Origin of the sequence: Microvirga ossetica (assembly GCF_002741015.1) — a bacterium.
Lineage (GTDB): Bacteria > Pseudomonadota > Alphaproteobacteria > Rhizobiales > Beijerinckiaceae > Microvirga > Microvirga ossetica.
Genome location: NZ_CP016618.1, coordinates 24,643 through 49,573, shown reverse-complemented (window position 1 = coordinate 49,573; position 24,931 = coordinate 24,643). Strand labels below are relative to the sequence as shown.

Sequence of the window (24,931 nt, the reverse complement as noted above, 5' to 3'; positions counted from 1 at the left end):
GGCCCCGCTTTGCCCAACCACAGGACCGAAACCATGAACGCAAAAGCGAATATCGATATGCTCGAGGCAACCCGCCTCACCCGCGAAGGCCGGCTCGCCGAAGCCATGGCGGTCCTTCGGGGCGAACTTCCGGGCGCCAATCCGTCAACCGCCCCGAGCGATGCCGCAGGAGATGCAAGCAAGCGCCCACCGGGGCATTTCTCGCGGATCATCAATATGGTGCCCCCATCCTCCGGAGGAGGGGCGTGGACCCCGCCAAAATTCGACTCCTCGCATCCTCCTTCTAACGCGTTTGACAGTCTTGCCGGAGGCTTGGCCCATCCGCAGGTGCCGGAGGCGCTACGCGGCTTCCTCGACCGTGTGGGCCAATCCGGCTCCACGCTTGGTCTCGATGGATTGGTCGGGCTTGACCCGACCCGCGCGCCGGCCCCGCTGCCGGAGGGAGCCCGGTTTGAAGAGAAGTCCTTTGCCAATGAGGCGGGAAGCCGTGCCTACAAGGTCTACATCCCAAGCAGCTACTCGGGTCAGCCTGTGCCGCTCGTGGTGATGCTGCACGGCTGCACCCAGTCGCCGGACGATTTTGCCGCTGGGACGCAGATGAACGAATTGGCCGAGGAGCAGACGTTTCTGGTTGCCTATCCGGCACAGGCCCAGTCGGCCAACGTGTCCAAGTGCTGGAACTGGTTCAACGCAGGCGATCAGCAGCGGGATCGGGGCGAGCCCTCGCTGATCGCCGGCATCACGCGTCAGATCATGCGCGACTTCTCGGTCGAACCAGGACGGATCTATGTCGCTGGGCTCTCAGCCGGCGGGGCCGCCGCGGCAATCATGGGCTCGGCTTACCCAGACCTCTATGCGGCGGTTGGGGTGCACTCCGGGCTAGCGTGTGGGGCGGCTCGTGACATGCCGTCCGCGTTCGCTGCCATGCGACAGGGCGGAACGCTTCATCATAGTGGAACCAATCAGCTCGTGCCGACCATCGTGTTCCATGGCGATCGCGACACGACTGTTAACCCCGTCAATGGCGATCAGGTCATTGCTCAGTCGAAGGCGAGCTCGGATCTCCGCACGACGGTCAGCCGCGGGCAGTCTCCAGGGGGAGTAGGCTACACCCGTACAGTCGGGTGCGATGACAGCGGACACCCAATGCTTGAGCATTGGGTGCTCCACGGGGCGGGTCATGCTTGGTCTGGTGGAAGTGCGACTGGTTCCTACACTGAGCCACACGGGCCCGAGGCCAGCCGCGAGATGATGCGCTTCTTCCTTGAGCACCCAAAGCCGAAAGCTCCATCTCCCGTGTAAGCACAAAGAGCCCGCCAATCCTCGTTGTGATCTGGCGGGCTTTGACTGAAATCTACCAGACCGAATTTGAGTTCACTTCGTCTTGGTCCATGGCCACGGCATTCCAGAAGGTCTGCAACTGGCACGGGGCCGACCTTAGCTCGACTTTGGCCAATCAGGCGGCTTGGCAGAGCGCGTAAACCAAGCCTCGTTGAAGGGCGTGTGAGGGTTTCGACATTTTGTGTCGGTAGCGTGATGTGAATAAACCCATCTCGCTCCAGATCTGACGCCGCACGGCCGCCAGGGCATCCGCGAAAGTCGGATGAGACTTGCGATACCAGCTGTCGATCCAAACAGCGGTTCGGGAGCGCTGACCGAGTTGCGCGGCCAGCAGAGTCACGATTGAGAACAGTCCGAGCAAGCAGGGCGTGGTGCGGGCGACGGCCTGATCCGACCATTGCCGCTGGGTCTCTACGCCCAGATGTGCACGCGCCTCCTGGAAGGTGACCTCGATCTGCCAGCGCAGGATGAACCAGCGGATGATCTGCAGCGGATCGCGCGTGGGATCGGTGCACAGCAGGGCTTGGGGCGAGAACCGACCGAGAGGATCACGCAGCACGACCCAGCGGATCGGCACGATGGGCATTCCGCCATGGCGCCACACGGCCGTGGCCGAGCAGAACTCGACCACGCGATCTCCTTCGCCATACCAGCCAGGCACCGTGACGCGGCGCCAGCGCGTGCTCGTCCGGAGCAACACATCGGAAAGGTTCGGCAACCGAGCTCCTTTGGTGCGCGGACGGCCCTTCGTCCCCGGCCGGCGCCGTGAAGCCGGCTCGTAGAGGGCGGCATCCAGGCGAAGCCGGGTAATACAGATCACGCCGCGGCGAGACAGCGCTGCCAGCAGTTCCAGGGCGGCAAAGCCCATATCGGCCACCAGCACCAATTCGCGCTCAGGCAACCACCGCCTGACCTGCAGCATCATCTGACGCGCCCAGTCGGTCAGCTTTTTGTGCCGCTGCCCCCGCTCACGGCAATACCGCTCGGAGGGTGCCAGGGCAGTGAGGAACGGCAGGGCCCAGGTGCGAGCTGCCCATGGAATGGGAGCCAGGAGCATGAGGTTGATCCACCGCAGGCCCGAGGCCTTGACGAAATGAGCATCGGAGGAGCGCACCGGATCGCGGTAGATGCCCTTGGCTTTGATGCGCTTGCCGCGGCGGCGCTCAATGGTGTCATCCAGGCCGAGGATCACCGGACCGGTTGGGGCAAAGGCCTGGATCAGCAGGCCCAGCAACAGCCGGGCCGCCTCGCGTGTGCTCCAGCGAGCCCGACTGAGCACGCGATGATAGTTGACGAAGTGGCGCTCGCGACTGAGGCCGGTGATACGCAAGATGCTGGTCACGGTGCGCTTACCGGGTGCCAGGATGGCTCCGACGAGCAGGACCTCGGCATGACGCCAGGTTCGGTGGCGAAAGAGCGGGGCAAACGCTACAATGATCGCGGCGAAGCGGGCGGGCAGGTCCGGCATGGTGGTGTCTCTTGGCGGAAACGCTGCCAGTCTACCGCATCGTTCGCTTCGCCGCCCTGCGCTCCCACATCACCCGCCAGAAATGGCCAAAGTCGAGCTTAGAGTTAATTCCGCAATTGGGCTACGAGGCGACCTTCATGTGACCTCGCTTGAGGGCTTAGGTTGACCCAATCGGGAAGTTGACTAGCACTACTTTGGCATTTTCATCAGTGATCCAAGGGTGAAGTGGGCCCGGCAGATCGGACATCGCAAGCGCATGGCATACGCCATATGATCAAGCAGCATGCGCCGAACAGCCGGCAGCGTCGGTTGTGGCGGTGGCCCGCTGGATCTTCTTTTTTTCCCGCTTAGCGGCGCGCAAGCGCAGATGCTGCAAGAACAAATACGCAATCAGCGTCAGCAGGGCATGCCGATGCAAGCCCCGCCACGAGCGGCCCTCGAAGTGATCGAGCCCAAGTTCTTCCTTGAGTTGCTGATGCGCCTGCTCGCACACCCAGCGCGCCTTGATGAGCGAGGCCAGCTGCTTCAACTTTGTGTCGGGCGGTAGGTTGGACAGATAGTACTTGCGCTCGCCCGACGAGCGGTGCTCGCCCACCAGCCAGACCTCGTCGCCGGGCAGATGCTGGCCGGTACGCCCCTGCAGACGCACCTCGGGCCCATCGGCCACCCGCACGCGCACGGCCGCGAACTTCGCCCGCAGCGGCCCCTTGGTGCCGCGTCGCCAGGTGATCCGCTGCCATGAGCTCTTCGCCAGCTGGGCTTCGGCCGCAATAGAATCCTCGTCCGGTACAAGCGTCTTGCGCGGCCCTCCACGGGTGACGGGTGGCAGGACTAACCGCACGTCTGCAGGATACACCTTCTGAATGCGGGGAATGCCCACCGCCCATGCCAAGCCGAGCGCTGACAAGCCCTGCCGGAACGGAGCACTGATGCCGTAGCCGGCATCGGCCAGAACCGCCCCAAAGCTCACACCCGCCTGCATCACCTGCTGGAGTTCCTCCAGCGCCATCTCCGGCTTCGAGCGCTCCACCCAGAAGGCTTCGGGAACACCCGCGTGCTGCAAGCGCTCCGGATCCGCGATCCAGGTGTCGGGCAGAAACAGCCGTAAGACGATTGGGATCGGCACTTCACCCTTGGCAAGGGTGAGCGAGACCAAGCTCTGGCAGTTCGTCTTCTTGCCCAGAGCTCCGGCATATTGCGAGGACACGCCGACAGACTGCGTGCCCTTCTTGGGCAGGGCCGTGTCGTCGATCACCAGGATAGCGTCAGGCCCGCCGACAAGCCGGTTGGCCTGGGCCAGGAGTTCAGCTTTCAGCGGCGCCTCGTCCCAAGGGCCCACCGCCACGAAGTGATGCAGTTGGTCATAGTCGGCCGGAGCCACCCGGGCGGCCATTGGCTGCAGGCTCTTGCGCTCACCGGGGCCGATCAACCCGGCCACATAGAGTGGGCACATGCGCCAGCGTGCCGGGTGACGAAGAGGTTTGAGGAAGGGTTCAAGCCAGGACTGAAGTTCGTGTTCCCAAGCAATCGAGGTGCTCATGACTCACCTCCAACCAGGATCTCTCAGCGGGAGAAATCTTCTGAGCTCGCCCGGTTCCTCATACCTGCCAAAGTAGTGCTAGATGTTTGGTGGCGGAACGTTGTTGGGACCGGGTGCGTTGGGCGATTGAGGAGTATACTTGGCGCTTTGACGGCCTGCGGCGCCGAACTCCTCATCGAAGGAGGACGTGATGCACTCCATTCATCCGCAAGCCCGCACCACCCCGGCCATTCGGAGCGAGATTGCCCGCTCACACGAGCCCACCGGCGTGCTGGCCCAGCGCTTTAGTGTGAGCACCGAGACCGTCCGCAAGTGGCGCAAGCGCGGGGCCAAGGACTGCCAGGACCACAGCAGCCGGCCGCACAAGCTGCCCTGGAAAGCCACTGAGGAAGAGCGGGCCATTGTCTGCGCCCTGCGCCAGGCCACCGGCTTTCCGCTCGATGATCTGACCTTCGTGGTCACGCACTTCCTGCCCCATCTGAACCGCGATGCGGTCTACCGCATCCTCAAGGCTGAGGGGCTAGGACGATTGCCCCCGGCGCAGCAGCGCAAGCGGGAGAGCGGCACGTTCAAGGATTATGATCTCGGCTTCGTCCACATCGACATCAAGCACTTGCCCAAGCTGGAAACCGCCAATGGCGAGAGCCGCAAGCGCTTCCTCTATGTCGCCATCGACCGCTGCTCGCGCTGGGTGCACCTGGCGGTCAAAGACGATGAGCTGGCCACAAGCGCGGTCGCCTTCCTGAAAGAGGCGATCCGCGCGTTCCCCTTCAAGGTCACCCACGTGCTGACGGACAGAGGATCCTGCTTCACGGCTGATGGCTTTGAACACGCCTGCCGCAAGCTGAAGGTGGAGCATCGCAAGACCAAACCCTACACGCCGCAGACCAACGGTCTTGTGGAGCGCTTCAACGGCCGGGTGCAGCGCGAGGTGCTGGGGATCACGATCTATAGCCATCGTGATCTCGAGACGCTGCTCAAAGGCTTCAACCAGGCCTACAACAGGCGACGCCAGCGCGTGCTCAAGGGGGCTTCACCCGAGCAAGTCGTGCACCGGCGCCTCGCCGCCGAGCCCAACCTCGCCAACGCGCGCTTCAAGCCGCCAGATCGATACGCGTTGGCCCAAGCCCTCCACGTCGTCGCTCACGCCAAGGAGGTCTCGCATCCAGACAACTAGGCATCCGAGATAACCTGGCGAGCTGACATTTCTGATAGATGTGGCGCTGTGGTCAGGCTTGATTCTGACTGAGATTTCGGTGGACACGTTTCCTCATTCATTGGGCGTCAGGCGGCCCTCCAGCCCGCCCGAATGTGTGTCTCCTTACTTGCCGGGCCCTTGCTGCTCGCCCCGAGTCCCAAACATTTTCTGATAGCGCGGATGGATGCGGACAGCGTCCAGGTCCGAGTCTTTCTCAAGCCACTTCATCAACTCGGGGGAGAGTTGTGGAATGACCTTCTCCAGATGATCCATCGCCTCGTCGAGCTCGCCCAGGAGTGAATAAACACAAGCGACGTTGTAATGGGCTATGTTCTCACCCGGATCGATCGCGAGGGCGCGGGCGGCCCATTCCTTGGCACGGTCGCGTTCGCCGAGATGCGCCAGTGCGACGGCACCCCGATGAGCGGGACCGGAGCTTTCCGGATGCAGCTCGAGCACACGTTCGGCTCGTTCAAGGCCGATCTTTGCCCATCTCATCTGGTCTACCGGCCGGTCCAGCGCACGATAGATGCCGAACAGATGATTTGGCGACCGGTAATCGTCGGGCCGTATCTCGGCAGCGCGCTCGAACAGATTGGCGGCCGCCGCAAGATCGCCTTGCGTATTCAGAAGTAGGGCATAAAAGAAATTCGCGTCGTACAGACTGGGATCAAGCGCAAGAGCCCGCTCGAACTCGGCAACGGCCTCCTCGTGGCGTCCGTGTTGATACAGGACCAGTCCTTGGGCAGCGTGGGCCTCAGCCAGATCGGGATCGAGCGCCAGGGCCTTGGCGCTCATCTCAAGAATGTCATCTAGGGAGACCTCAGCAGCATGCCACGCGTGTAGGGCCGAATCGCAATTGGCGATCCCTGCATAGGCGCGGGCATAGCGTGGATCGAGCTCCACAGCCTTGGAAAACATCCGTCGCGCCAGCAGCAGGTACGACTTCGTCCACTCATGAAAGAATTGCCGGCCCCTGAGATAATAGGAATATGCCTCGATGTTTTCGGTTGGGACCGAAGAGATTGCTGCTTGCTCTTCGGGTAGAAGCTTCACTTTGAGCTGCTCGACGATTGCCTGCGTGATCTCGTCCTGTATCGCGAAAATGTCCGTGAGGTCGCGGTCGTAGCGCTCGGCCCACAGAAGCGCCCCGGTGGAGCCCTCTATAAGCTGACCGGCAATGCGAACACGCGATCCCGCCTTGCGGACGCTTCCCTCCATGATGTACCGGACGTTACGTTCCCGCGCTACCTGTTGCGCCGTGATCGACTTGCCCTTGTAGGTGAACACGGTATTGCGGTCGATGACGAGCAGACCGGAGATCTTCGACAGGTCGATGATGATATCCTCGGTAATGCCATCCGAAAAATACTCCTGCTCTGCATCTCCACTCATGTTGGCGAAGGGAAGCACCGCAATCGACAGCCTCTGCATCGTTCCATCGCGCGGCCGAGGCCTTGAACCTGTCGCAGCCGGCGCTCAGCCGGCGCATCCAGAAGCTGGAGGCCGCGGTTGGAGCAGCGCTGCTGGAGCGCACGACCCGGCGCGTGGCCTTGACGACCGTCGGACGGGAGTTCCTGCCGCTTGTCCGACGGATGCTCGACGAGTTCGACTCGTCGCTGTTCGCGATGCGGGATGTCGGCAGACAACGGCGGGGTTTGATCTCGCTCGCTTGTGTGCCGACGGCGGCGTTTTACTTCCTGCCGTCTGTCATCGCACGGTTCAACGAGCAGTACCCGAACATCCGCTTCAGGATCCTGGACCTGTCCGCGAACGAGGGCTTGGAGAGCGTGGCACGTGGCGAGGTCGAGTTCGGCATCAACCTTCTCGGCTCGTCCGATCCGGAGCTGTCGTTCGAGCCCCTGATCGAGGATCCCTTTGTCCTGGCTTGCCGACGGGACCACCCGCTGGCCCAACGGGACGTTGTCGCGTGGTCGGATCTCGAGGGCCAGCCGCTTGTGGCCGTGAGCCGGACCAGCGGCAACCGCATCATGCTGGATGCAGCACTCGTGCGAGCCGGTGTAAGCCTGAGTTGGTCCTATGAGGTGACCCACCTGTCGACATCCCTGGGTCTCGTGGAGGCTGGGCTCGGCATCTCGGTACGGTGGAATTCTGGTTCAGTGAACGGCGTAACTTGACTGCGGCCAAGCACTTCTTGCGCAAGGCACTCAAGCCGCGTTGTTGCATGGATGAGCGAGTTGGCAACCGGGTGTGGATAGCGTAGAGGCCTATTTGACCCGGGGCGGCCAAGCTCACTATTCGGCTTTGGCGATCAGAACGGCGTTGACGTTGCGGGCGGTGTTTCGATTGGCGCTGCGTCAGACCGAGGGCTTGATCGGCTCGATCCTTCAACTTCTGGGTCTGGATCTGGCGGTGCCGGATCACTCGACCCCGAGCCGTCGCGCCGAAACCCTCGAGGTGCCAAAGCCCTGTCCAAGCTCGCGAGGGCCCGTTCACCTGCTGGTCGACAGCACAGGCCTGCGTTTGTGCGGACCCGGCGAGTGGCTGATCGAGAAGCATGGCACCCGAAGACGCCGGTCTTGGCGAAAGCTGCACATCGGGGTGGATGCCGAGACTGGACAAATCCTCGCATCAGCGCTGACGCCCCATGCTATCGAAGATGGTACGCAGGTCGAGCCGTTGCTCGACCATATCCCCGGCCCACTTGCCTCCTTCGTTGGCGACGGAGCCTATGACCAGTCCGGCATCTATGGCACCGTCACCCAGCACCATCCTGCTGCCGAAGTCATCGTTCCACCCCGAGCAACGGCGGTGCCGAGCAACATGGCAGAGGGCACTCCTTCCGATCGCGACCAACATCTCCAAAGCATCGCGAAGCATGGACGCATGGGCTGGCTGAAGAGATCCGGGTACACGCGTCGGGCTCTGGTAGAGACCGCCATCAGCCGGCTTAAACGAGTGATCGGAGATGCGCGGCGCTCGCGAACAGATGGGCGTCGCGCGACCGAAGTCGCCATCGCCATTTCTGCCCTGAACCGCATGCTTGAGCTTGGGCGCCCGGAGCCTGTTCGAGTTGCCTGAGATCGGGCAAGGATAGGTTAAATCCATGCCCCGGTCGATCCGTGCAACATGTGTGGACGCCCCAGGTGACGCAAGAGAAATCTTTAGGTTCGGTGTAGTGCGTCGGCGAGTGCTTACATGTGTGCGGCCTCGTCTGCGGCCATTCACATGCCGCGGGCCCGGATGGAAGTCCGCGGATCAAGTCCAACTCACGGTCACGTGCTCAAGGCACGCTGTTGCACTCTGGTTTTCCTGATCCCGTCTCATCGACCGTTGCGCCATCTCTCCCCTTCGACTTTCCTACGCCTCCAACAGCCCCACGGACGCGAGCGCTTACACGCTCACGGCCGGAGCTCGGTAGTCCCCACCTTTGGCCATCAAGGCCCAGACCATGCGGGCCATCTTGTTGGCCAATGCTACCCGCACCAGCATCGGCGGCTTGCGGGCCAGCATGCGAGACAGCCACGATCCGGCTGGTGCGCCATGACGGGCCGCCCAGCGCAGGACAGCACTCGCCCCGATGATCAGCAGGCGACGTAGAGTTCGCTCGCCCATCTTCGAGGTGGCCCCCAGCTTCTGCTTGCCGCCGGTCGAATGCTGCAAAGGAGTTAAGCCGATCCAGGCGGCAAAATCTCGTCCACGCTTGAACGTCTCGGCCGGCGGCGCCAAGGCCGTCAAGGCTGTTGCAGTGATCGGGCCCACTCCAGGGATCGTCATCAAACGGCGTGCGGTTACATCCTCCTTGGCCCTCTGGGCAATCTCGCGATCAAGCAAGGAAATCCTGCCATCCAGCCTGTGCAGCATCTCGATTAGCACCGACAGGATGGCACGAGCGATCTCCGGCACCGGCTCAGCCGGGTCCTCTACGGCCCGCACAAGGGAAGAGACATGGGCCGGTCCTTGGGCCACCACGATCCCGAACTCGGCCAGATGACCTCGCAAAGCATTGATGATCTGGGTCCGCTGCCGCACCAGGAGATCCCGCGCCCGGAACACGAGAGCGGCGGCTTGGGCCTGCTCGCTTTTGGGCGCCACGAAGCGCATGGTCGGGCGCTGGGCCGCTTCACAGATCGCTTGCGCATCGGCGGCATCGTTCTTCTGGCGCTTGACGAAGGGCTTCACGTAAGCCGGTGGGATCAGCCGCACGGCATGACCGAGCTTGCCGATCTCGCGCGCCCAGTGAAGGGCGCTGCCGCAGGCCTCCATAGCCACGGTACCGGGCGGCTGAGTCGCAAAGAATGATAGCACCTGAGCCCGCCGCAACTTCTTGCGGAACAGGACTGCTCCAGATGCATCGGCTCCATGAGCCTGGAACACATGCTTCGCCAAATCCAGCCCGATCGTACAAACCTCTGCCATGGACGCCTCCTGACGTGATGATCAACACCTCCACTGTGGCACACCAGGGCCGTTGGGGCGTCCACTCCATCACGGCCTGCCGATATAACCACCATCCGGCCCGAAGAAGAGTGAAGAAGAGTACTGTGCAGTAGAGGGTGCCGACGTCCCGCTCGATGACCCCGATACGAGGTGGATCCGGTTGGTCCGCGCGATCCGGGACAGATGATCTGTATAGGGTCCAGGCACCTCGATGGCACTTTCCCAATGGAGCCGGAACTGCTCCCGCCCGGCAGCGGTGCGGGCACCCACCACGGCGCCGAAGCCGAGCCCGCGTGGGTAGGCCGAGACGAAGGCCTCCGGAAAGAGCTCAAGTCGCGCTCCTCGCCGGCTTGCGTCAGCTGCAAGATCGGCGACCTTCTGGATCGTGCGGTCAGTAACGAAGGCCACGGGAGCTGCTTGGACAACGGCGACACGGTGGGGTTGGCCCGTTGGGTCCTGGTGATCAGTATCTGTCATGATCCGACCTCCTGGAAGGAGCGGAAGCATATCATGACTTCGGTCGGCAGGGAGCAGCAGCCATTTCGGAGCGTTATTCCGGGGTTCCCGCGTCGAGTTCTCCCATCTGACGGCGCTTCAGATGCGGCAGGTGGGTAGTTCCGACAAAAAAGCGCCTCGGTTGCTTCCGAGGCGCTAAGTCGGGGAGTACCAGAAGGAACCCCTTCTACTTAGCTCCTGCTTCACCGGATGACTGTGATCCCGGTCACACAAGGCCTGTGTGGCCTCGGTCACGGAAGAATGGGTTGTTGCGAGCGATCCTGGTGACATCGCAGGAGGTCACCATGACACGATCCTCAAAACGCCAAGCCAGACGCTGGGTCATCCAAGAGCTGACACGCAGCATGGAGCAGCGCAGCCAGCCTCTCCCGCCATCCAAGCCGATCGAGGACTGATCATGTTGCGCGCGCAGGCCCGGGCGACACCCGACATCATGGACAACCAGATCAGGGCCAAGGCGAAGGCTCTCTGCGTCGAGGACGGCTTCGACCCAGACCTGAACGTGACGCACGCGTACGGCGACGACTTCACCGCCCAGGAGTGGGATTCCTGGTGGACGTCCAATCTGGAAATCCCCTTTCAGTCGGTGGTCAGCCCGATGTGGAGGCTGTATCGCGCCCACGCGTTCATCGAGCTGTCTCAGCTACAGAAGGTGCTCGGTACCACTGACAACGTCGTCTTCTTCAGGAGAAGCAACGTTTAGCCCGAAACAGCATGGACGTTTTATCGGCCGCTCTGGAACTGCAAGAGCAACGTCAGGGACAGCTCAGGATACTGCGCTGCTATTACTGCCATGCTGCTTTTCTCAAAGCCCTGCCTAGGTTCAGGTCCCAGAAGTGAAAGACATTCTCGGCGCATGCCGCCCGATGTGCCAAACAACGGACGGCTCATAGGTGGATGAAATTTCCCGGAACGCCGTTGATCGAACGGTGAACAATGGTCTCTTTGGGCCGTTGGTAGGCGAGGAACTCCATCGGAGGTATGAATTATGGATGCGTTCAGCCGCGAAAAGGCGGCCGAGTATCGCCAGCAGGCTGTGAAGATCCGCAGCTTTGCAGAGCAGGTCTCACTCCTCGAAGCCAAGTTGCACCTGTTTGAGGCGGCCCAGCACCTGGAGGAGCTGGCTGTGGACGAGGATCGCCGATAGGCCTGCGCCTCAAACCCCATAGGTGCGAAAACGGACCACGAATTTCCGATGGGCTCGAGTCAAGGCCGCACTGGAAGTTTCGACATTCAGTCCGTCATGAACAAAGGGTGCAGCGGTGCAAGGCGCAGTTGGCGTTTTGCGCTTTCCGGACAGGGAGGAGTTAGATGGCAGAGAGTGTTTACAAGGTCATCGAACTTGTTGGGACAAGCACCGAATCTTGGGAGAAAGCCGCGAGCGCAGCCGTCGAGCGCGCGGCCGAGACTTTGCGTGATCTTCGCGTTGCTGAGGTTGTCGAGCAGGACATCAGCATCAACGACGGCAAAGTGGAATTCTATCGCGTGAAGCTGAAACTATCGTTCAGATACGAAGCCGCGGACTGAGTTCCCTTGCAGAGCGAACGAGCGATGGCGGAGGCGCGATCGGTTCGGCCGACGCCGTCGCTATTTCAGCCCGCACTCTCTCGGACGAGGCATTTGCTCCAAGCACGGATGATCCATGCAGGACCATCCTCTGCCGATCCCTCTTCATTCGAATGTCTGGTTTCGTGAGGGTTGCCGCCCTCGATCTTCGAGCAAACCGTGGCGTCTACTTGGCAGCAGTCGCGGTCGGTGCGACCTGATCCCCAAACCAGACCCAGGCTTTACCATCCACTCCCTCACCCTTGACGTAGACGTAGCCTGTCTGCTGCCAAGGCAGAACGGCATCATTCTTGTTGTCCAGGATGAGATCGCCGCGGTCCGTGCGCACCCTCATGACCGCGTGCCCGGCACCCAGCTCGTCGATGACAACCGTCATGCGGATCGCTCGTTGCGGCAGTCCCTTCTCAACCAGGAGCTTTCGCTTGAGCAGTTGGATGTCCTCGCAATCTCCGAGCCCGTCATCCGGATAGTCCCAGCGATCCACAACGCCCCAATGATCCTGGTCCGGTACCGCCATGATTGTGCCGTTGACGTGTCGATTGACCTCCTGAAGAGAGGCCCAGGTGCCGTCGGTCAGCGGGATGGTGTCCGGCTCGGAGAGATCGATCGAGCACTCCCATGGCTGCTGATCACAGAATTCGATCCAGGCCAACGTTGGTCCGGCTTCCCCGGAGGAGCGGAGGTTCTCGCCGGCAACTGACGGGGCTTCATGAGCAGGTGAGGGCGTTCCGGCGAGGACAGGGGGTGCAGCCAACACGCTCAGGAGAGCGGCGACTTGGCCAACCTGTCTCAGGGTACGATAGACACACTTCTCCTCTTGGGCGCGAAGCCCCCTCGCTGCATTCCGGTGCATACCTTGCTCGCTTGGCTTATTGCTTGGGCATTGGTCCACGATCAGTAGACCTGCACAACGACAAGGCAGGAACCATCAGGGTGCTAAGCATTCGAGCGATGGGCGCTGATTTTACAGGCTTCTGCCTATTTATTAGGCAGATTATTGCACTGCACAAATATGTCGCGGCCCGCCTGACTGCAAAGCCGCACCGTATGAGATAATGTCAGTACAACCGACACCCTCGCTACGGAGAGAAAGGACCATATGGTCCAAGCGTTCTGCCCAAAGTGTTCCTGTGATGCTGCGTCCGTCCTGAGCTCCGCTATGGAGGATGGTTGCTTCACTGCCTCTGTACAGTGCCACGTCTGCGGATTCGAGAAGAACACGGATCAGGGTTTCCAGGACGAACAGACCGCGTGCGAGGCTGCAACCCAGTCCTGGATGGATGGTGCGGACTCCCTCCGTTCAAGCCATCAATGATTTCGGCTTACTCCTGGGATCAGTGACAGCCGGAATGGCGGGATCCAGCTTCGTTCGCAACTGGATTTGCCACAATAACGCGACGCCTGGACCGCTGCGCAGCTTCCTCGGCACACTTCTCCAGATGGGCTGGTTTGTTGATCACCTGGAGATTGGGAGCGCCCCAGTAGCCCTGGAGTTCTGGCCAGGCTCGCGTGCGATGCTCGGACCAGACCGCAAAGAGCGGAGCGCGATGATCCACCTCTGCTGATCTCAAGAGGCGGCGCCCGGTCGCTGCGCATTTCCTGTTCTGGCGCAGCTTCAGCATCCTGAGATGCTCGGTCGGCGCAGTCCAAAGCTGCCAGGCGACAACGCAGGCGGCGTGCCAGGAGGCATTCCCGTTCGGTCTGTCATCGCCCCAGAGATCCCGGTGCCATCCCAGCCGATAGACCGGTTGACCGCAGACACCGCAATGGCCCGGTCCTCGTGAGAAGGCGGTCTCACGATAGGGTGCTGGCGGCATGCGGAAGGATATGGGCAGGCCGGACTCCCTGTCAGATCCGAGACGCCACTCCCATCCTGCGGGCTGTCCTGTCTTGGCCGCGAGCGCCCGCGCCAGCCTGTCGGCAAGGAGCGGCCGATGCCGCCAATACGATTCCACGGCGCGGCGCTGGGTTGCCGGGATCAGAGGCTGCCTGAGCGCATGCGACAGAACGCACGCCGGAAAGGACGCGGAAAGGCGCTTCTCGAGGCGAACTCGAGCCCTCTGGTTCTTCTCGTCTCGCCAAGTCGACATGCCGAAGCAGCCATCTCCGTTCCATGCCATCCGGGCTATAGCGGCAATGCCCGCCAAGGAGAACTGGGGTCCGTGAGGCGTGGAAGTCTGAGTCAAAACTGGAACCCGCAATGGGTGAGTTCCCCGATCGGAGGTCGATCCGGCATTCGGTAGCAAAAGCCACCAGTTTCGCGGTATCTTTGGAGCCTTGGAAAGCAGTCATTGCGGGTTCTCTGTCAGCCTGGGAGGCGAATATGAGGTGGCTCTGCTCGGTCGCAATGCTCCTTGCCTTATTCGCCGATCCGTTCGACGTGCAAGCTGGCCAAGGGGCCAAGGAGCGATCAATCGACGAATTGCCCCTGACCGCAGAGGTGGATCGCACGGGCGATTTCCTGGCCTGGGGGTTCGACGCCCTCTGGATGATGACAGCCGGGATGACAGTTCTTGTGAACGGCGAGCGGCAGTCGGTCGGTCCATCGCTCGTCCGCGTCGACGGAAAGACCAATCAGGCCGAAGACAATGTGATCCAGGAGGCGACGGCACGCGTCCGGGGCCTGGCCATCGGCGAAGGGGCCGTTTGGATCCCGAATTCCGGGCCGGGACAGATCTTTAAGTTCGATCCGCTCGAAAAGAAGGTTGTGCTGACGATCCCGGTCCGCTTCTTCGGCACCGAAGGCAGTGTGGGCGTCGGCGAGGGATCGGTCTGGATCACGGCGAGGGGCAATATCCTGACCCGTTTCAACGCCGCGACGGGGGTGGAGGAGGCAGCCATCAAATTACCTGGCGAAGCACCGGCGGCCATCGTCGACAATGGCTTCGTCTGGGTGTCGGGGTTCGAACGCGGCGAGCTGTACAAGGTCGATGCATGGACAAACACCCTCGTCCAGACGATTCCCCTCCGTCCCGGACCGCGGTTCCTGACCGCAGGCGAAGGCTCCATCTGGGTTCATAACCAAGGTGATAGCTCAGTGCAGCGCATCGATCCGGCGTCCGGGGCGGTGATCGCCACCATCGAAACGGGCCTGTCGGGCAGGGGTGGAGATCTCACGACAGGCGGGGGCTATGTCTGGCTGACCCTTAGCGGTACGCCGCTCGTGCAAATCGATCCGAGGACCAACGCGGTTGTCGCGGTCTTCAAAGGGATCGGATGGGGAGACGCAATTCGCTTCGGTGGGGGATCACTTTGGATATCAGGGCATTCGATCCGGCGGCTCACGCCACCAGGTTGACCGCTTTCCACCCAAGCAGTGGTGTTCTTGCTCCCGATGGTCCCGCGATCGAAGCTGGAGCACACTGCGGCACACTAAGCCAGGAGGCGCGCATGATGACGATGCCTGCAATGGCGGCGGACATGCTCGGAAGGCATCTCACCGAGGACTTCCGACGGCTGTTCGGATCATCCCGCCTGGACGACGCCGAGCGACTTGGTGAGGCCGCTCGGATCGCGCTGGAGTGTCTCGGGAAGAGCGACGCCCTCTACCACAATGTTGAGCATACGTTCCTGGTCACCCTCGTCGCTCGGGACATCCTCCATGGTCGGATCCTGACGGAACGCCTCGAGCCGGAGGACTATGCGCACCTGATCGTTGCCTGCCTGGTGCACGATCTCGGCTACGTGCGGGGAATCCTGAAGGGTGACGGCGACGGCCGGTACGTCATCAACGATCAGGGCGACACCGTTACCCTCGAACGGGGTGCGTCGGATGCGGCGCTCGCGGCTTACCATGTCGACCGCTCGAAGATCTTCCTCCGGGAGCGCCTCCAGCACGTACCCATCGTCGATCTGGAACGGGTGGCACGGGCGGTCGAGTTCACCCGCTTTCCCACGAGCCCGGAGAACGACAGCACTCCCGAGAACCGGGAGGGGCGCCTCGTCCAGGCTGCCGACCTGATCGGGCAACTCGGGGATCCGCTTTACCTGAAGAAGGCAAACGCCCTGTTCCATGAGTTCGAGGAGATCGGCCTCAACAAGCAGCTCGGCTACACCTCTCCGGCCGATCTGGTCGAGTGCTATCCCGACTTCTACTGGAACAGGATCTCGCCACACCTCTCGGAGGCATTCGCCTACCTGAACGTCACGACGGCGGGGCGGCAGTGGATCGCGAATTTGCACAGCCACGTGTTCTGCGTCGAGCACTCCCTGACCTTGATGGGACCGGAGCGCTGACGACGACAGGCGAGCCAAGTCAATCGCCCGATGTTTGGATCCGCACAGACCTCAAGAGTGTCCGGTGCTATGTTGCCTTTCCGGACCACGGGAGGAGCCCATGCCTGCGCTCGCCTTCGTGTGTTGCCTAATCCTGTTTTGGAGCCCCTTGGCCCTCGCCACTGAGTCCGGCCGAGGAGATTGCGAAACCGCCCGGTCCGCGGCAGGCGACGCCATCGCCCATCAGATCCAGGCCTTGGGTTTTGCGCTTGAACCCTACGAGGCGGCAATCAGGGCTGGGAACCTCATCGCTTTCGACGAGGCTTCCCCTGCCGTCGTCCGAGACTGGAATGTCCTGCTCCTCACCATTTCCCGCGAACGTGACCGGATGCGGGAGGCTGGGTGCATGGATGACGACCTTCCCGATCCCTCGTGGCTACCGGCCCGTTGGTCCGTCTTGCGGACTTGGGCGCCGAGCACAGCGTCGCCCAGGACCGGGCCGGTATCGCGCACCGCTCCCTCGCGCGGATACAGAAGAAGTGAGGGGTTTCAGCAATGACAACCCGCTCCCTTGGACCCATCGCTCCCAGAACCTCTCGACACCGCTCTTCGAAGGCATTCCCGAGGACATGACTGAAGAGGAGATCGCGTTGCCGCAATCGACACCCGGCTTCCAGATGGGCTAAACCCTTCGGCAACGCCGATTTCGGGTGAGCTTGGCCGATGGCCATGGAAACGGGTTACTTGCGCGTCGCCAAGGCTGCGGTGATCCCAAGACCAATGAATGAGGTACCCGCGAACCAGCGCTGAAGGCGCAGGAAGCGACGGCTCCGACGCAGGAAATCGCCGGCAGCTCCGGCGATCAGCGCGAACATCCCATCGCTCATGATGCCGAGCCCCATGAAGGTGAGGCCGAGGATTAGGATCTGCCAGTGCACCGCGCCCCGCGCCGGATCGACGAATTGCGGGAGGAAGGCGAGGAAGAAGATCGCCGTCTTCGGATTGAAGAGGTTGACCACGAAGCCATCGCGGAAGACCCGGCGCAGCGGCTCGGCCGGCACAGCGGGCGCTGTGGGATCGGGATCCTTGGCCAAGAGGGTGCGGATGCCGATCCAGATGAGATAGGCGGCCCCGAGATACTTGACGATGGCGAAGGCGAGCGCCGACGACACGAGAAGGGCCGAGAGCCCGACGGCGGCTGCGGTGATGTGGACGATGGTGCCGAGATGGATGCCGAGCACCGAGACCAGCCCTGCGGCCCGACTCTGCTCAAGCGAGCGGGCGACGATGAAGAGCACCGCCGGACCCGGCGTCAGCAGCACCACCACGGACGCGACGATGAACAATCCCCACAGCGTCAGATCGGGCATGGATTCCCTCCTCGTAACCCAGTGAGCAAGCCACATGGCAGTGGTCGAAACAAGTCAGCCTCGGGCCGGGCCCGAACCTTACTCCATAAACGTGATGCGGCTGCTGGCGACAACATGCATCGCCGCGACGATCTTGGGCTCCCGCGCGACAAAAGTGTCGTCGTGACAACATCTCAACCTCCCTTTTCCAAATCCTGCCGCTCGGGGGTAGCCTGATCCGAGGGGACCAGCATCACCACTGCGCCTGACCTGCCTCTCGGGGCTTCCCTGCCGACCTCCTGCCACTGCCTTGGATCGCCTGCCCGGATAACGGTAGCCTCCGAGGCCACCAAGGGCGCGCCAAACCGTTTCGTCGCCTGCTCGATACGGGCGGCAACGTTCACCACGTCGCCCAGGACCGTGAACTCCAGCCGTTCATGGGCTCCCAGCACGCCGCAGAACGCTTCCCCGGTATGTATGCCGATGCCGATCCGCACGGTCGGGACAAAGCGGCGCTTGGCATTCCAGCGATCAACGAGGCGAATGATCTCCCGTGCACACTGGATGGCGCGCCTGGCGTCGTCCGGCTTCGGTTCCGGGACGCCGAAGATCAGGAGCGCGCCGTCTCCTATGAACTTGTCGACTACCCCGCCATAGGACCCGGCCGCTTCCATCACCCGGCGGCGGAAGGACGAGATGAAGACCGACAGCCGAGCCGGGTCCATGTTCTCGGCCAGCCCAGTCGAGCCGCGAAGGTCGACGAACAGGACGGTGACCTCCTGGCGCCTGCCCCTCCGCCAGGCCTCCAGATTGCCCTCCTCCACGAGAGGGGCGATCTCCGCGGGCAGGAATCGCGCGATGCTCGCGCGCTCGCCGGCCTCCTTCACGGCGCGATGGAGCAAGTGGCGGGCCCGCAGCATGACCAGCGCGGTCGTCACGCCCGCGAGTGCCAGCATGGACGCCCGGACCAGGTTGGCGGGCAATGACAGAAGATCGTAAGCGGTGGCATTGGCCGCGAATGCCGTCGCATCAGGCGGCGACACGACGAAGCTTGCCCCAGAGGCCGCCACGACAAGACCTAGCCCGGCCACCAGCAGACCCGTGACCCAGAGCTGGATTTCGGGGCGATAGCGCAGCGCTCCCACCGCCAGGATCAGCGGAGTGGCCCAGAGCGCCGGAGCGATGGCGATCCAGTTGCCACCGAGCCCGGTGTCATGCAGTGTCGCGGCGACGGCCAGCATGATGATGGCCACGTCCGCCGCCGTGAAGGCGAACGCCATCCAGGGGGCGTACGACCCAATCCGCGTGAGAACGAGCGATGCGACCCCGAGCGCGAGGAATGCCGCGACGGCAAGAGCCCCGAACCCGAGCCGAGCCCAAAACTCCCCGTAGCCGGCGATTGAGGCGATCCCGCCGGAGCCCAGCAGGCTTACGGCCAAGGCCAAGGCCAGCACGACGCGGACCCATCCCGTCATGCGTTCCGCTTCCATCTCCGCCTCGTTCAGGAGGATCCTGATCGCAGGCGGACCGATCTTGTCCTCTGGCATCATTGTACCTCAGGCCTCACCGCCCGAGGACGATCAGTGCGGACCAGCGGGCCGTGTTTCCCGGAATGCTTGAGACAGTGCCGACAGTCATGCCCATGGAGTCCTCCCGAGCGCGTGATCGGCGATGCCGAGGTTGGTGCCCTGATCGGGAACCGATTCCCGGCACGTCGTGGAAGTTCTTATCGGCGTGACGGCGCGCTCAAGGGCACTCGGCCTCCTTCCCTGGGTCTACGCAACCACGCGATACGAAGCGAGGTCGACAGGGATGTCGATTAAAAGTGGACCATCGTGAGCCCAGTCGAACGCAGGACCCTGGCTAGTGCGCCAGTATACTCCCGTGGGTTCTGCTTGTCAGGGAAGCCGTGGCCGACACGGCCTCGATGGGAGGTCCGCTTGCGCTAGCCCTTCAGGCTCGGGCGGACAGCGCCCTCCTTTCGGGACAGTCGCTCCCGCACGGCTCCGCTCGCCCCGTTGGCCGCGGTCGAAACGAAGCGGCCCGTCCCGGCGTCCGCTCGAGCTTTACGGCACCACGGCGAAGACAGGAAAGCCCCGAAGATGACCAGGTGGACGGCACCCCATTAGAACGACAACACGCCCACGGGTTCAGTCATCAGGCATGCTTCCGGCTCCGGCTGCTTGCCTTCGGCCCATGAGGGTAGGGGGCACCTGCGACCTTGCGCGGAGCCGCTCTTCTCGGCCTGTCAGCCGTTACGCGGGGAGTAGGGGCGCGATCTGAATGGGCAAACGACAGCGAGAGCGAAAACGAAACCAGCGTGCCGGAATCGCCCTGAGCGGCATCCCGGACTCTCAGCGTCCAGGTGCCCTTGCATCCCTTGTCCGCGAACTTCGATAGCGCCGGAGTCGTAGCGGCGTCGTACTGCTTTTTCAGGTTATTCGCCGAGACACCAGCGCGGTCATGCAGCACGACCGGGGCCACGCCGATCCCAGCAGGCGGCTCCAGGGTGATGACGAGGTCACCGATGAAGGTGTGCTTGATGTTGTCGGCGACAGTCAGGGCCTCGACCGGGGTGTTGTCTGCCACTTCCACTTCGAGGGTCGCGGTGACCGTCATCATGTCGGGGATCGGAGCGTCGAAGGTGCGCTTGATGGTGATAGCGCTCTGCGGCCGAGGCTTCGCCAACTCGATGGCGGTGAGCGCATTCAGCCGGCCGAAACCATACTTGGGTCTGCGACCGGCCGCATCATACTGTCCTCCGGCCGGATCGATCCTGTCGCAGGCCCGCTTGAGCACGTCCTTCACCTCCTGCCATTTCAGCGCAGGATTGACCGACAGAATGAGCGCGGCGACGCCAGCGGCACCCGGGCAGGCACTGGAGGTACCGCCGAAGCTGTTCGTGTAGTCGCCCGCGACATCGCCATCGGTGGGCAGGCCGCTGTTGTACCCGGCGCCCCCCCTGGCGGTCGATCGTCCAGATCCCCGGCGTGAGCGGATCGGGATGATTGAACGGCGCATGGCCAAAATCATTGCTCGGGAAGGCGCACCACACCGCCTTGCCGAAATCGCTGTAGACGCTGCGCCGGCCGCGATCGTTGCACGCGGCGACCGCCGTCACCTTCGCGTAGCTGGCGTAGCCGTCGTTGTCGACGGACTCGTCTTATCGCATGCTTCGAGCTGAGCGCGTGTGATGCGTCGGGTCTCAACAGGGCCGGCCGTTTCATCATATCGTCATCAATATCTGCGAGAGGCAAAAATCTACCCCATATCGTCCAATCAGACATCAGGCGCGAGCGCCTGATGTCTGCTGTTGTTCAGCCACCGCCGGGCCACATTGCTCGTTTCAAGTCAGAATAAGATGCAACGTTGGAAGGCTCAGAGCCGCTATGCTCACATATCATTTCGACGTCACTGTCCTCGCTCGCCAGGAGCCTTCATGGTTCCAAATTTCTACGAGGAACTTTGCAGCAAATCCCTTCGATGATCGTTGCCGAGACATGTTCACGATCAACGACACCACGACCGCAGCGATCAATATCCTTGGGGCAATCGATGCTTTTGAGGCTGCCCTGGATTGTCACAATCTCGACGCTGACGTTCTCATGGCGACAGACCATGAGCGGGAACTGCTGACGCTTGGGACCAGAGATACGCAGTTCATTCTGGGGATGCACCGCCAGCCACTGCCGAAAGTCTATTGTTGCTCTCACTCCTGATGGCAAACTCCCGCGGGATCTCTCGCACGAAGGCGAGCGCGGCCCTGCGTGAGTTTCGCCTGGTGGAGGAACTGGCCGAAGGACGGTCTGCGCCGGCAGTGTGCGCGGCCTAAGATACACATCACGGGATCGGTCCGGCACAATCACATGCCGGGCTGCTGTTAGGGCCGTCCTCATGAAGGTGCCTTTCGTACTGTTCCTCTCTACCAGATTGTCCTTCAGACGTAATCGAGACGGACAGGGGCAATAAATGACATGACGGGGCTAGTCTCGGCAGCAGAATTCTGGTATTGAAGCTGCCCCGCGGATCGTCCGCCCGGTTCACAGCCACAGCCAGAGGAGGCGTTACATGACTATGCGACTTTGCACGTACCAACGCGCCGCTCTCCTCGTCACAACTTTTGCTGCTGGTGGCTCCAATGAAACCGACCGTATTCCCTCTGCCCTTTGTCGGGTTCGCATTCCGCTTTGAGTTCTTTCGCGTTCGGCGCAAGCCGGCGAACGATCATAAGCGCCCTGTCCTGACATTCGACTTTGTCGAGGCTCTGCGACGAGAGGTGAGCCCTCACATCCTGCGCGATATCGGTGTCGATCGCAGCCGGAGTGACTAGAGCATCGGACTGGAAATTGGACTCCTGGGCTTCTGTACGAGCCGGGGTTGTGATTCACTCTCTTGAACGGGAGGTGGATCATGGGTCACTGCTATTCCCTCGATCTTCGGGTGCGGGTCGCGGCTTTTGTCGAGGCCGGCCATTCCTGCCGGGCGGCGGCCCGGCACTTTGGTGTCAGTGACGGTTTCGCCATCAAGCTCGTCCAGCGAACGCGCCACCTCGGCTCGCCGGCACCAGACCGTCAAGGCCGTCCTCCGGGAGGCGGCAAGCTGGCGCCGTATGAGGCGTTCCTGATCCAGACCGTCGAGGCTCGGCCCGCCATCACCATGCCGGAACTGGCTGTCCGGCTGCTCGAGGAACATGGGATCGTCGCGGCTCCCGCGATGCTCTCGCGTTTCCTGTGCCAGCGCGGCTTCACTTATAAAAAAACACCTGATGGCAGCGGAGTGCGCACGCGCCGACGTGCGTGAGGAGCGTCGGGTCTGGCACGCCCAGCGCCAGCCGCGCATGCGCCAGCAGCCATACCGATTGGTGTTTTTGGATGAGACGTGAACACCAAGATGGCTCGCCTGCGCGGGCGCAGCCGCAAGGGAGAGCGGTTACGCATGAGCGCTCCCTTCGGGCATTGGAAGACGCATACCTTTCTCGCCGGGCTGCGCAGTCATGAGCTGAGCGCGCCGTGGATCATTGATGGCCCGATCACCCGCTCAGCATTTGACATCTATATCGAGACGCAACTGGCACCGACCCTGCGCCAAGGCGATGTAGTGATCCTCGACAATCTGGCGGTTCACAAGAGCGAGAAAGCCGCGCGGTGTCTGCAGCAACGAGGCGCCTGGCTTCTGTTCCTGCCAGCTTACAGTCCCGATTTGAACCCGATTGATCCTTCGACAGGCTCAGGATGAGGAGGCCTTTGCTAAGATCAAAGCGCATCTGCGCAAAGCCGAAGCCCGCACCTTGGATGCGCTCCGGCGCACTCTCGGTGACATCTGCAACCTGTTTGAGCCACAAGAGTGCTGGAACTACCTCAAGGCTGCCGGATATGCCTCCGATTAAGCATCCGATGCTCTAACATTCCAGCTGCTATGCGGTCGCAATATCTCGATTGGGACTGACGGTGTGCGTCGTCACACCTCGGCATTCCGTGCGCGCACCACGTAGATCGTGCGATGCTGGAACACATCGCGCGCGCTCTGGTGGGAGGTCTGGTGCTCAGCCTCTCGCCAGGGCGCATTGTACTTGTCCACAGCGTTCGGTTGAACTTGCGGCGTTCATGGAGCATGATCGCGGCGTGGTGTTGCAACCGGCATCACACAAAGCGCCCTGACAGTGAGCTCCGCACGGCTACCTCTGTCAGGGCGTTGTCATTTGTGAAAGACCTTCTTTCGTTGGTGAAATGCCTGTACTCGGGGTATGGTTTTCCCTTTGTACGACCAACGTCTGGGTCGAGGAGTTGTAAGAGCACCACTGCCAACGCGCCTTTGTATCTTCCGCTCAGGCTTTAGCCGGTCGACCACATCTCACACCGTGGTTAGGGGTTAAATGTGGAGCTCTGCGAGCCTGCGCTGATCGACTGTGTCTCTGAAATCGAAACTACCTGACCCAGTCAGCCGATCCGCGAGGAGAAATCTTGGGCTCAAGGCCGGTGGTTGAGCGGAAACCATAGTGCGGGGTTTAGGGTTGCCTCTCCCTTTCTGCACCATGTACCAAAGACAGGCGTTCTCAATCCGTTACAGGACTTGGGTTTCATGACTGTTCGCCGCCGCTTTCTCCTCACCCCATCCTTCGCCCGCCTGATCCGGCGTGAGAGGGGCGGAGTGCGTCATGTCGAGGGCTTCTTCCCGGAACAGCAGGATCGCTCCTCCTGGGTTCGCCTCGAAGAGGAGAAGGGCCTGCTGATCCTCAAGACGGCCGGTCCTCACGGCGAGGTCGAGGACCAGACCGACATCCCAGTCGCCCATGCCCATGCATTGCTCGATGTCTGCGCCGGTGAGGTCGACTACACCCGAACAGCCCTGCCGATCGGCGAGGGGCATGCCCTGGTCGACGAGATCATCCGGTCCCGTGTCCTGCAGCTCGTGACCGTGGAATTCACCTCTGACGCGGAGGCGAGTGGCTTCCGCCCGCTCGAGTGGTTCGGCCCTGAGGTGACGGCGGATCCCCGCTACACCAATCAGTCCATCGCCCTGAGAGGTCTCGACGAGGCTCCGGAGATCCCGCTGTCCGATGCGGCACTCAACAGCCTGATCGATACTTTGGATGGCCGCTTCCCCGCCCAGGCGCGCGTGGCCGCCACCCGGCCCAAGGCCAAGCAGGTGCCGGAGACCAGAGCCAAAGCGCAGACCGGCGGTGAAACCGTCAAAGTCAACCTCGATGCGGTCGAAGAGGTCATGATGCGCGAGATGGAGAAGACACTCCAGAAGGGCAAGCCCAAGTAGGGACCGCTGGAGATGCCTGACGCCCGCTCGCCCATACGGCACCACTTGGTGCTCCATCAGCGTGATCCGGAGCAGGGCAGGGGGCGCTTCTTCAGCCAGATGATCGAACGTGACCTGTTCGGAACGATCCGGCTCGTCCGCAACTGGGGGCCGGTCGGCTTCAAGGGCCGGGAGCAGGTCGAAATCTTCCCCAATGAAACGGAAGCGGCTCAGGCTTTGGAGACTTGGGCCACAGCCCAGCGGCAAAAGGGCTATACGGATCTTTGATCACCCTAGGCTCGATCTCGTTGCACATATCAGCCTTGTGCCGAGCGTGCGACAGTCAACCGAATGGAGGCACGAGAGAGGACGACCTCTCCCAGACGCTGCGCCGATCATTCGGCATGACCGGAATTTCGACCGCTGGGGGCGTACGAGATCACGAGAGCCGCGGCAGCACTTAAGGCGCGACAGACTGCAATGGCTAGCAAGGCGCCTTGGCCGATTTCCATGACGGTCTGCCGGCTCTGCGCGGGTCGAGCCCGCTCGAATGGACGAGACGCCAAAATCGAACGTTAAGAAGGTCAATC

Annotated in this window: 23 protein-coding genes and 4 pseudogenes; 17 read left to right on the top strand and 10 right to left on the bottom strand. The window is 62.2% G+C overall.

The genetic code is table 11. The features are described 5' to 3' along the window. The first annotated feature begins 33 nt into the window (after positions 1–33). On the top strand, positions 34–1,302 hold the full coding sequence (locus tag BB934_RS34690; RefSeq protein WP_099514203.1) for an extracellular catalytic domain type 1 short-chain-length polyhydroxyalkanoate depolymerase: 1,269 nt from the start codon (positions 34–36) through the stop codon (positions 1,300–1,302). A 154-nt stretch (positions 1,303–1,456) separates the two neighbouring features. On the opposite strand, the gene BB934_RS34685 is transcribed toward BB934_RS34690, so the two are convergent. After that, positions 1,457–2,809, bottom strand: coding sequence for an IS701 family transposase (locus BB934_RS34685; protein ID WP_099513491.1), 1,353 nt, complete (start codon positions 2,807–2,809; stop codon positions 1,457–1,459). 11 nt (positions 2,810–2,820) lie between these two features. Here BB934_RS34685 and BB934_RS50305 point away from each other — a divergent pair, with 11 nt between their 5' ends. Next, a complete protein-coding gene (locus tag BB934_RS50305) occupies positions 2,821–2,952 on the top strand; it encodes a hypothetical protein (RefSeq protein WP_257792385.1) in 132 nt (43 codons plus the stop codon). Positions 2,953–3,083: 131 nt separating this feature from the next. On the opposite strand, the gene BB934_RS34680 is transcribed toward BB934_RS50305, so the two are convergent. Then, positions 3,084–4,349 (bottom strand): IS701 family transposase, encoded by a 1,266-nt coding sequence (locus BB934_RS34680; RefSeq protein WP_099514370.1) that lies wholly within the window; start codon positions 4,347–4,349, stop codon positions 3,084–3,086. A gap of 190 nt (positions 4,350–4,539) precedes the next feature. Between BB934_RS34680 and BB934_RS34675 the strand changes: the two genes are divergently transcribed. Next, positions 4,540–5,526 (top strand): IS481 family transposase, encoded by a 987-nt coding sequence (locus BB934_RS34675; RefSeq protein WP_099513293.1) that lies wholly within the window; start codon positions 4,540–4,542, stop codon positions 5,524–5,526. Positions 5,527–5,670: 144 nt separating this feature from the next. Here the strand turns inward: BB934_RS34675 and BB934_RS34670 are convergent. Next, positions 5,671–6,972: pseudogene (locus tag BB934_RS34670) on the bottom strand (TPR end-of-group domain-containing protein); the annotation flags it as partial. Here BB934_RS34670 and BB934_RS34665 point away from each other — a divergent pair. From BB934_RS34665 to BB934_RS34655, 3 genes and pseudogenes are all read left to right on the top strand, one after another. Further along, a pseudogene (locus BB934_RS34665) lies at positions 6,927–7,649 on the top strand (LysR family transcriptional regulator); the annotation flags it as partial. The pseudogenes BB934_RS34670 and BB934_RS34665 overlap by 46 nt on opposite strands. Beyond that, positions 7,649–7,720, top strand: a pseudogene (locus BB934_RS48620) (IS6 family transposase); the annotation flags it as partial. The pseudogenes BB934_RS34665 and BB934_RS48620, both read left to right, overlap by 1 nt. A gap of 59 nt (positions 7,721–7,779) precedes the next feature. After that, entirely contained in the window at positions 7,780–8,589 is an 810-nt protein-coding gene (locus BB934_RS34655) for an IS5 family transposase (RefSeq protein WP_237050583.1), read from the top strand. A gap of 312 nt (positions 8,590–8,901) precedes the next feature. Here the strand turns inward: BB934_RS34655 and BB934_RS34650 are convergent, their stop codons facing one another. Then, positions 8,902–9,927, bottom strand: coding sequence for an IS110 family RNA-guided transposase (locus BB934_RS34650; RefSeq protein ID WP_099514368.1), 1,026 nt, complete (start codon positions 9,925–9,927; stop codon positions 8,902–8,904). Between the two features lie 69 nt (positions 9,928–9,996). Then, a complete protein-coding gene (locus tag BB934_RS34645; RefSeq protein ID WP_157934505.1) occupies positions 9,997–10,425 on the bottom strand; it encodes a nitrilase-related carbon-nitrogen hydrolase in 429 nt (142 codons plus the stop codon). A gap of 436 nt (positions 10,426–10,861) precedes the next feature. Between BB934_RS34645 and BB934_RS34640 the strand changes: the two genes are divergently transcribed. The 3 genes from BB934_RS34640 to BB934_RS34635 all read left to right on the top strand — a co-directional run bounded on the left by BB934_RS34640 (position 10,862) and on the right by BB934_RS34635 (position 11,991). After that, the gene (locus BB934_RS34640; protein ID WP_099514366.1) at positions 10,862–11,167 is read left to right on the top strand and encodes a hypothetical protein; all 306 of its coding nucleotides are present in this window, start codon (positions 10,862–10,864) and stop codon (positions 11,165–11,167) included. A gap of 285 nt (positions 11,168–11,452) precedes the next feature. Beyond that, complete coding sequence (locus BB934_RS47765) at positions 11,453–11,611, top strand: hypothetical protein (protein ID WP_157934504.1); 159 nt, start codon at positions 11,453–11,455, stop codon at positions 11,609–11,611. A gap of 164 nt (positions 11,612–11,775) precedes the next feature. Then, the gene (locus BB934_RS34635) at positions 11,776–11,991 is read left to right on the top strand and encodes a dodecin family protein (RefSeq protein ID WP_099514365.1); all 216 of its coding nucleotides are present in this window, start codon (positions 11,776–11,778) and stop codon (positions 11,989–11,991) included. Positions 11,992–12,196: 205 nt separating this feature from the next. Here BB934_RS34635 and BB934_RS34630 read toward each other — a convergent pair whose 3' ends face one another. Next, positions 12,197–12,682, bottom strand: a complete 486-nt coding sequence (locus BB934_RS34630; protein WP_335645659.1) for a transglutaminase-like cysteine peptidase — start codon at positions 12,680–12,682, stop codon at positions 12,197–12,199. 682 nt (positions 12,683–13,364) lie between these two features. Next, positions 13,365–14,120 (bottom strand): hypothetical protein, encoded by a 756-nt coding sequence (locus BB934_RS34625; RefSeq protein ID WP_099514363.1) that lies wholly within the window; start codon positions 14,118–14,120, stop codon positions 13,365–13,367. Between the two features lie 233 nt (positions 14,121–14,353). On the opposite strand from BB934_RS34625, the gene BB934_RS34620 reads away from it, so the two are divergent. The 3 genes from BB934_RS34620 (at position 14,354) to BB934_RS47760 (ending at position 16,931) form a co-directional block, all read left to right on the top strand. Then, positions 14,354–15,328: a Vgb family protein gene (locus tag BB934_RS34620; protein WP_157934503.1), complete on the top strand. Its 975-nt coding sequence runs from the start codon at positions 14,354–14,356 to the stop codon at positions 15,326–15,328. A gap of 92 nt (positions 15,329–15,420) precedes the next feature. Beyond that, positions 15,421–16,266, top strand: a complete 846-nt coding sequence (locus tag BB934_RS34615) for an HD domain-containing protein (protein WP_099514361.1) — start codon at positions 15,421–15,423, stop codon at positions 16,264–16,266. Between the two features lie 518 nt (positions 16,267–16,784). Beyond that, positions 16,785–16,931, top strand: coding sequence for a hypothetical protein (locus BB934_RS47760; protein ID WP_157934502.1), 147 nt, complete (start codon positions 16,785–16,787; stop codon positions 16,929–16,931). 54 nt (positions 16,932–16,985) lie between these two features. Here the strand turns inward: BB934_RS47760 and BB934_RS34605 are convergent, their stop codons facing one another. The 3 genes from BB934_RS34605 to BB934_RS34595 all read right to left on the bottom strand — a co-directional run bounded on the left by BB934_RS34605 (position 16,986) and on the right by BB934_RS34595 (position 20,615). Next, complete coding sequence (locus tag BB934_RS34605) at positions 16,986–17,615, bottom strand: LysE family translocator (RefSeq protein WP_099514359.1); 630 nt, start codon at positions 17,613–17,615, stop codon at positions 16,986–16,988. Between the two features lie 173 nt (positions 17,616–17,788). Then, positions 17,789–19,144, bottom strand: a complete 1,356-nt coding sequence (locus BB934_RS34600) for an adenylate/guanylate cyclase domain-containing protein (RefSeq protein WP_099514358.1) — start codon at positions 19,142–19,144, stop codon at positions 17,789–17,791. 607 nt (positions 19,145–19,751) lie between these two features. Continuing rightward, positions 19,752–20,615 carry a proprotein convertase P-domain-containing protein gene (locus BB934_RS34595; RefSeq protein ID WP_237050582.1) on the bottom strand — a complete coding sequence of 288 codons (864 nt, stop codon included), beginning with the start codon at positions 20,613–20,615 and terminating at the stop codon, positions 19,752–19,754. A gap of 479 nt (positions 20,616–21,094) precedes the next feature. Here BB934_RS34595 and BB934_RS34590 point away from each other — a divergent pair, with 479 nt between their 5' ends. The 5 genes and pseudogenes from BB934_RS34590 to BB934_RS34570 all read left to right on the top strand — a co-directional run bounded on the left by BB934_RS34590 (position 21,095) and on the right by BB934_RS34570 (position 24,629). Next, complete coding sequence (locus BB934_RS34590; RefSeq protein WP_157934501.1) at positions 21,095–21,313, top strand: hypothetical protein; 219 nt, start codon at positions 21,095–21,097, stop codon at positions 21,311–21,313. A gap of 419 nt (positions 21,314–21,732) precedes the next feature. Continuing rightward, positions 21,733–21,924 carry a hypothetical protein gene (locus BB934_RS34585; RefSeq protein WP_157934500.1) on the top strand — a complete coding sequence of 64 codons (192 nt, stop codon included), beginning with the start codon at positions 21,733–21,735 and terminating at the stop codon, positions 21,922–21,924. Positions 21,925–22,004: 80 nt separating this feature from the next. Then, positions 22,005–22,980 (top strand): annotated as a pseudogene (locus BB934_RS34580) (IS630 family transposase). A 692-nt stretch (positions 22,981–23,672) separates the two neighbouring features. After that, positions 23,673–24,362 carry a CYTH domain-containing protein gene (locus BB934_RS34575; protein ID WP_099514355.1) on the top strand — a complete coding sequence of 230 codons (690 nt, stop codon included), beginning with the start codon at positions 23,673–23,675 and terminating at the stop codon, positions 24,360–24,362. A gap of 12 nt (positions 24,363–24,374) precedes the next feature. Then, positions 24,375–24,629 (top strand): WGR domain-containing protein, encoded by a 255-nt coding sequence (locus tag BB934_RS34570; protein ID WP_099514354.1) that lies wholly within the window; start codon positions 24,375–24,377, stop codon positions 24,627–24,629. Positions 24,630–24,931: the final 302 nt, after the last annotated feature.

Bases quoted from the DNA above. Each gene is read 5' to 3' on its own strand.
- BB934_RS34690 (WP_099514203.1), top strand. From the start codon at position 34: ATGAACGCAAAAGCGAATATCGATATGCTCGAGGCAACCCGCCTCACC.
- BB934_RS34685 (WP_099513491.1), bottom strand. From the start codon at position 2,809: ATGCCGGACCTGCCCGCCCGCTTCGCCGCGATCATTGTAGCGTTTGCC.
- BB934_RS34680 (WP_099514370.1), bottom strand. From the start codon at position 4,349: ATGAGCACCTCGATTGCTTGGGAACACGAACTTCAGTCCTGGCTTGAA.
- BB934_RS34675 (WP_099513293.1), top strand. From the start codon at position 4,540: ATGCACTCCATTCATCCGCAAGCCCGCACCACCCCGGCCATTCGGAGC.
- BB934_RS34650 (WP_099514368.1), bottom strand. From the start codon at position 9,927: ATGGCAGAGGTTTGTACGATCGGGCTGGATTTGGCGAAGCATGTGTTC.
- BB934_RS34645 (WP_157934505.1), bottom strand. From the start codon at position 10,425: ATGACAGATACTGATCACCAGGACCCAACGGGCCAACCCCACCGTGTC.
- BB934_RS34640 (WP_099514366.1), top strand. From the start codon at position 10,862: ATGTTGCGCGCGCAGGCCCGGGCGACACCCGACATCATGGACAACCAG.
- BB934_RS47765 (WP_157934504.1), top strand. From the start codon at position 11,453: ATGGATGCGTTCAGCCGCGAAAAGGCGGCCGAGTATCGCCAGCAGGCT.
- BB934_RS34635 (WP_099514365.1), top strand. From the start codon at position 11,776: ATGGCAGAGAGTGTTTACAAGGTCATCGAACTTGTTGGGACAAGCACC.
- BB934_RS34625 (WP_099514363.1), bottom strand. From the start codon at position 14,120: ATGTCGACTTGGCGAGACGAGAAGAACCAGAGGGCTCGAGTTCGCCTC.
- BB934_RS34620 (WP_157934503.1), top strand. From the start codon at position 14,354: ATGAGGTGGCTCTGCTCGGTCGCAATGCTCCTTGCCTTATTCGCCGAT.
- BB934_RS34615 (WP_099514361.1), top strand. From the start codon at position 15,421: ATGATGACGATGCCTGCAATGGCGGCGGACATGCTCGGAAGGCATCTC.
- BB934_RS34605 (WP_099514359.1), bottom strand. From the start codon at position 17,615: ATGCCCGATCTGACGCTGTGGGGATTGTTCATCGTCGCGTCCGTGGTG.
- BB934_RS34600 (WP_099514358.1), bottom strand. From the start codon at position 19,144: ATGATGCCAGAGGACAAGATCGGTCCGCCTGCGATCAGGATCCTCCTG.
- BB934_RS34595 (WP_237050582.1), bottom strand. From the start codon at position 20,615: ATGCGCCGTTCAATCATCCCGATCCGCTCACGCCGGGGATCTGGACGA.
- BB934_RS34590 (WP_157934501.1), top strand. From the start codon at position 21,095: ATGTTCACGATCAACGACACCACGACCGCAGCGATCAATATCCTTGGG.
- BB934_RS34585 (WP_157934500.1), top strand. From the start codon at position 21,733: ATGAAACCGACCGTATTCCCTCTGCCCTTTGTCGGGTTCGCATTCCGC.
- BB934_RS34575 (WP_099514355.1), top strand. From the start codon at position 23,673: ATGACTGTTCGCCGCCGCTTTCTCCTCACCCCATCCTTCGCCCGCCTG.
- BB934_RS34570 (WP_099514354.1), top strand. From the start codon at position 24,375: ATGCCTGACGCCCGCTCGCCCATACGGCACCACTTGGTGCTCCATCAG.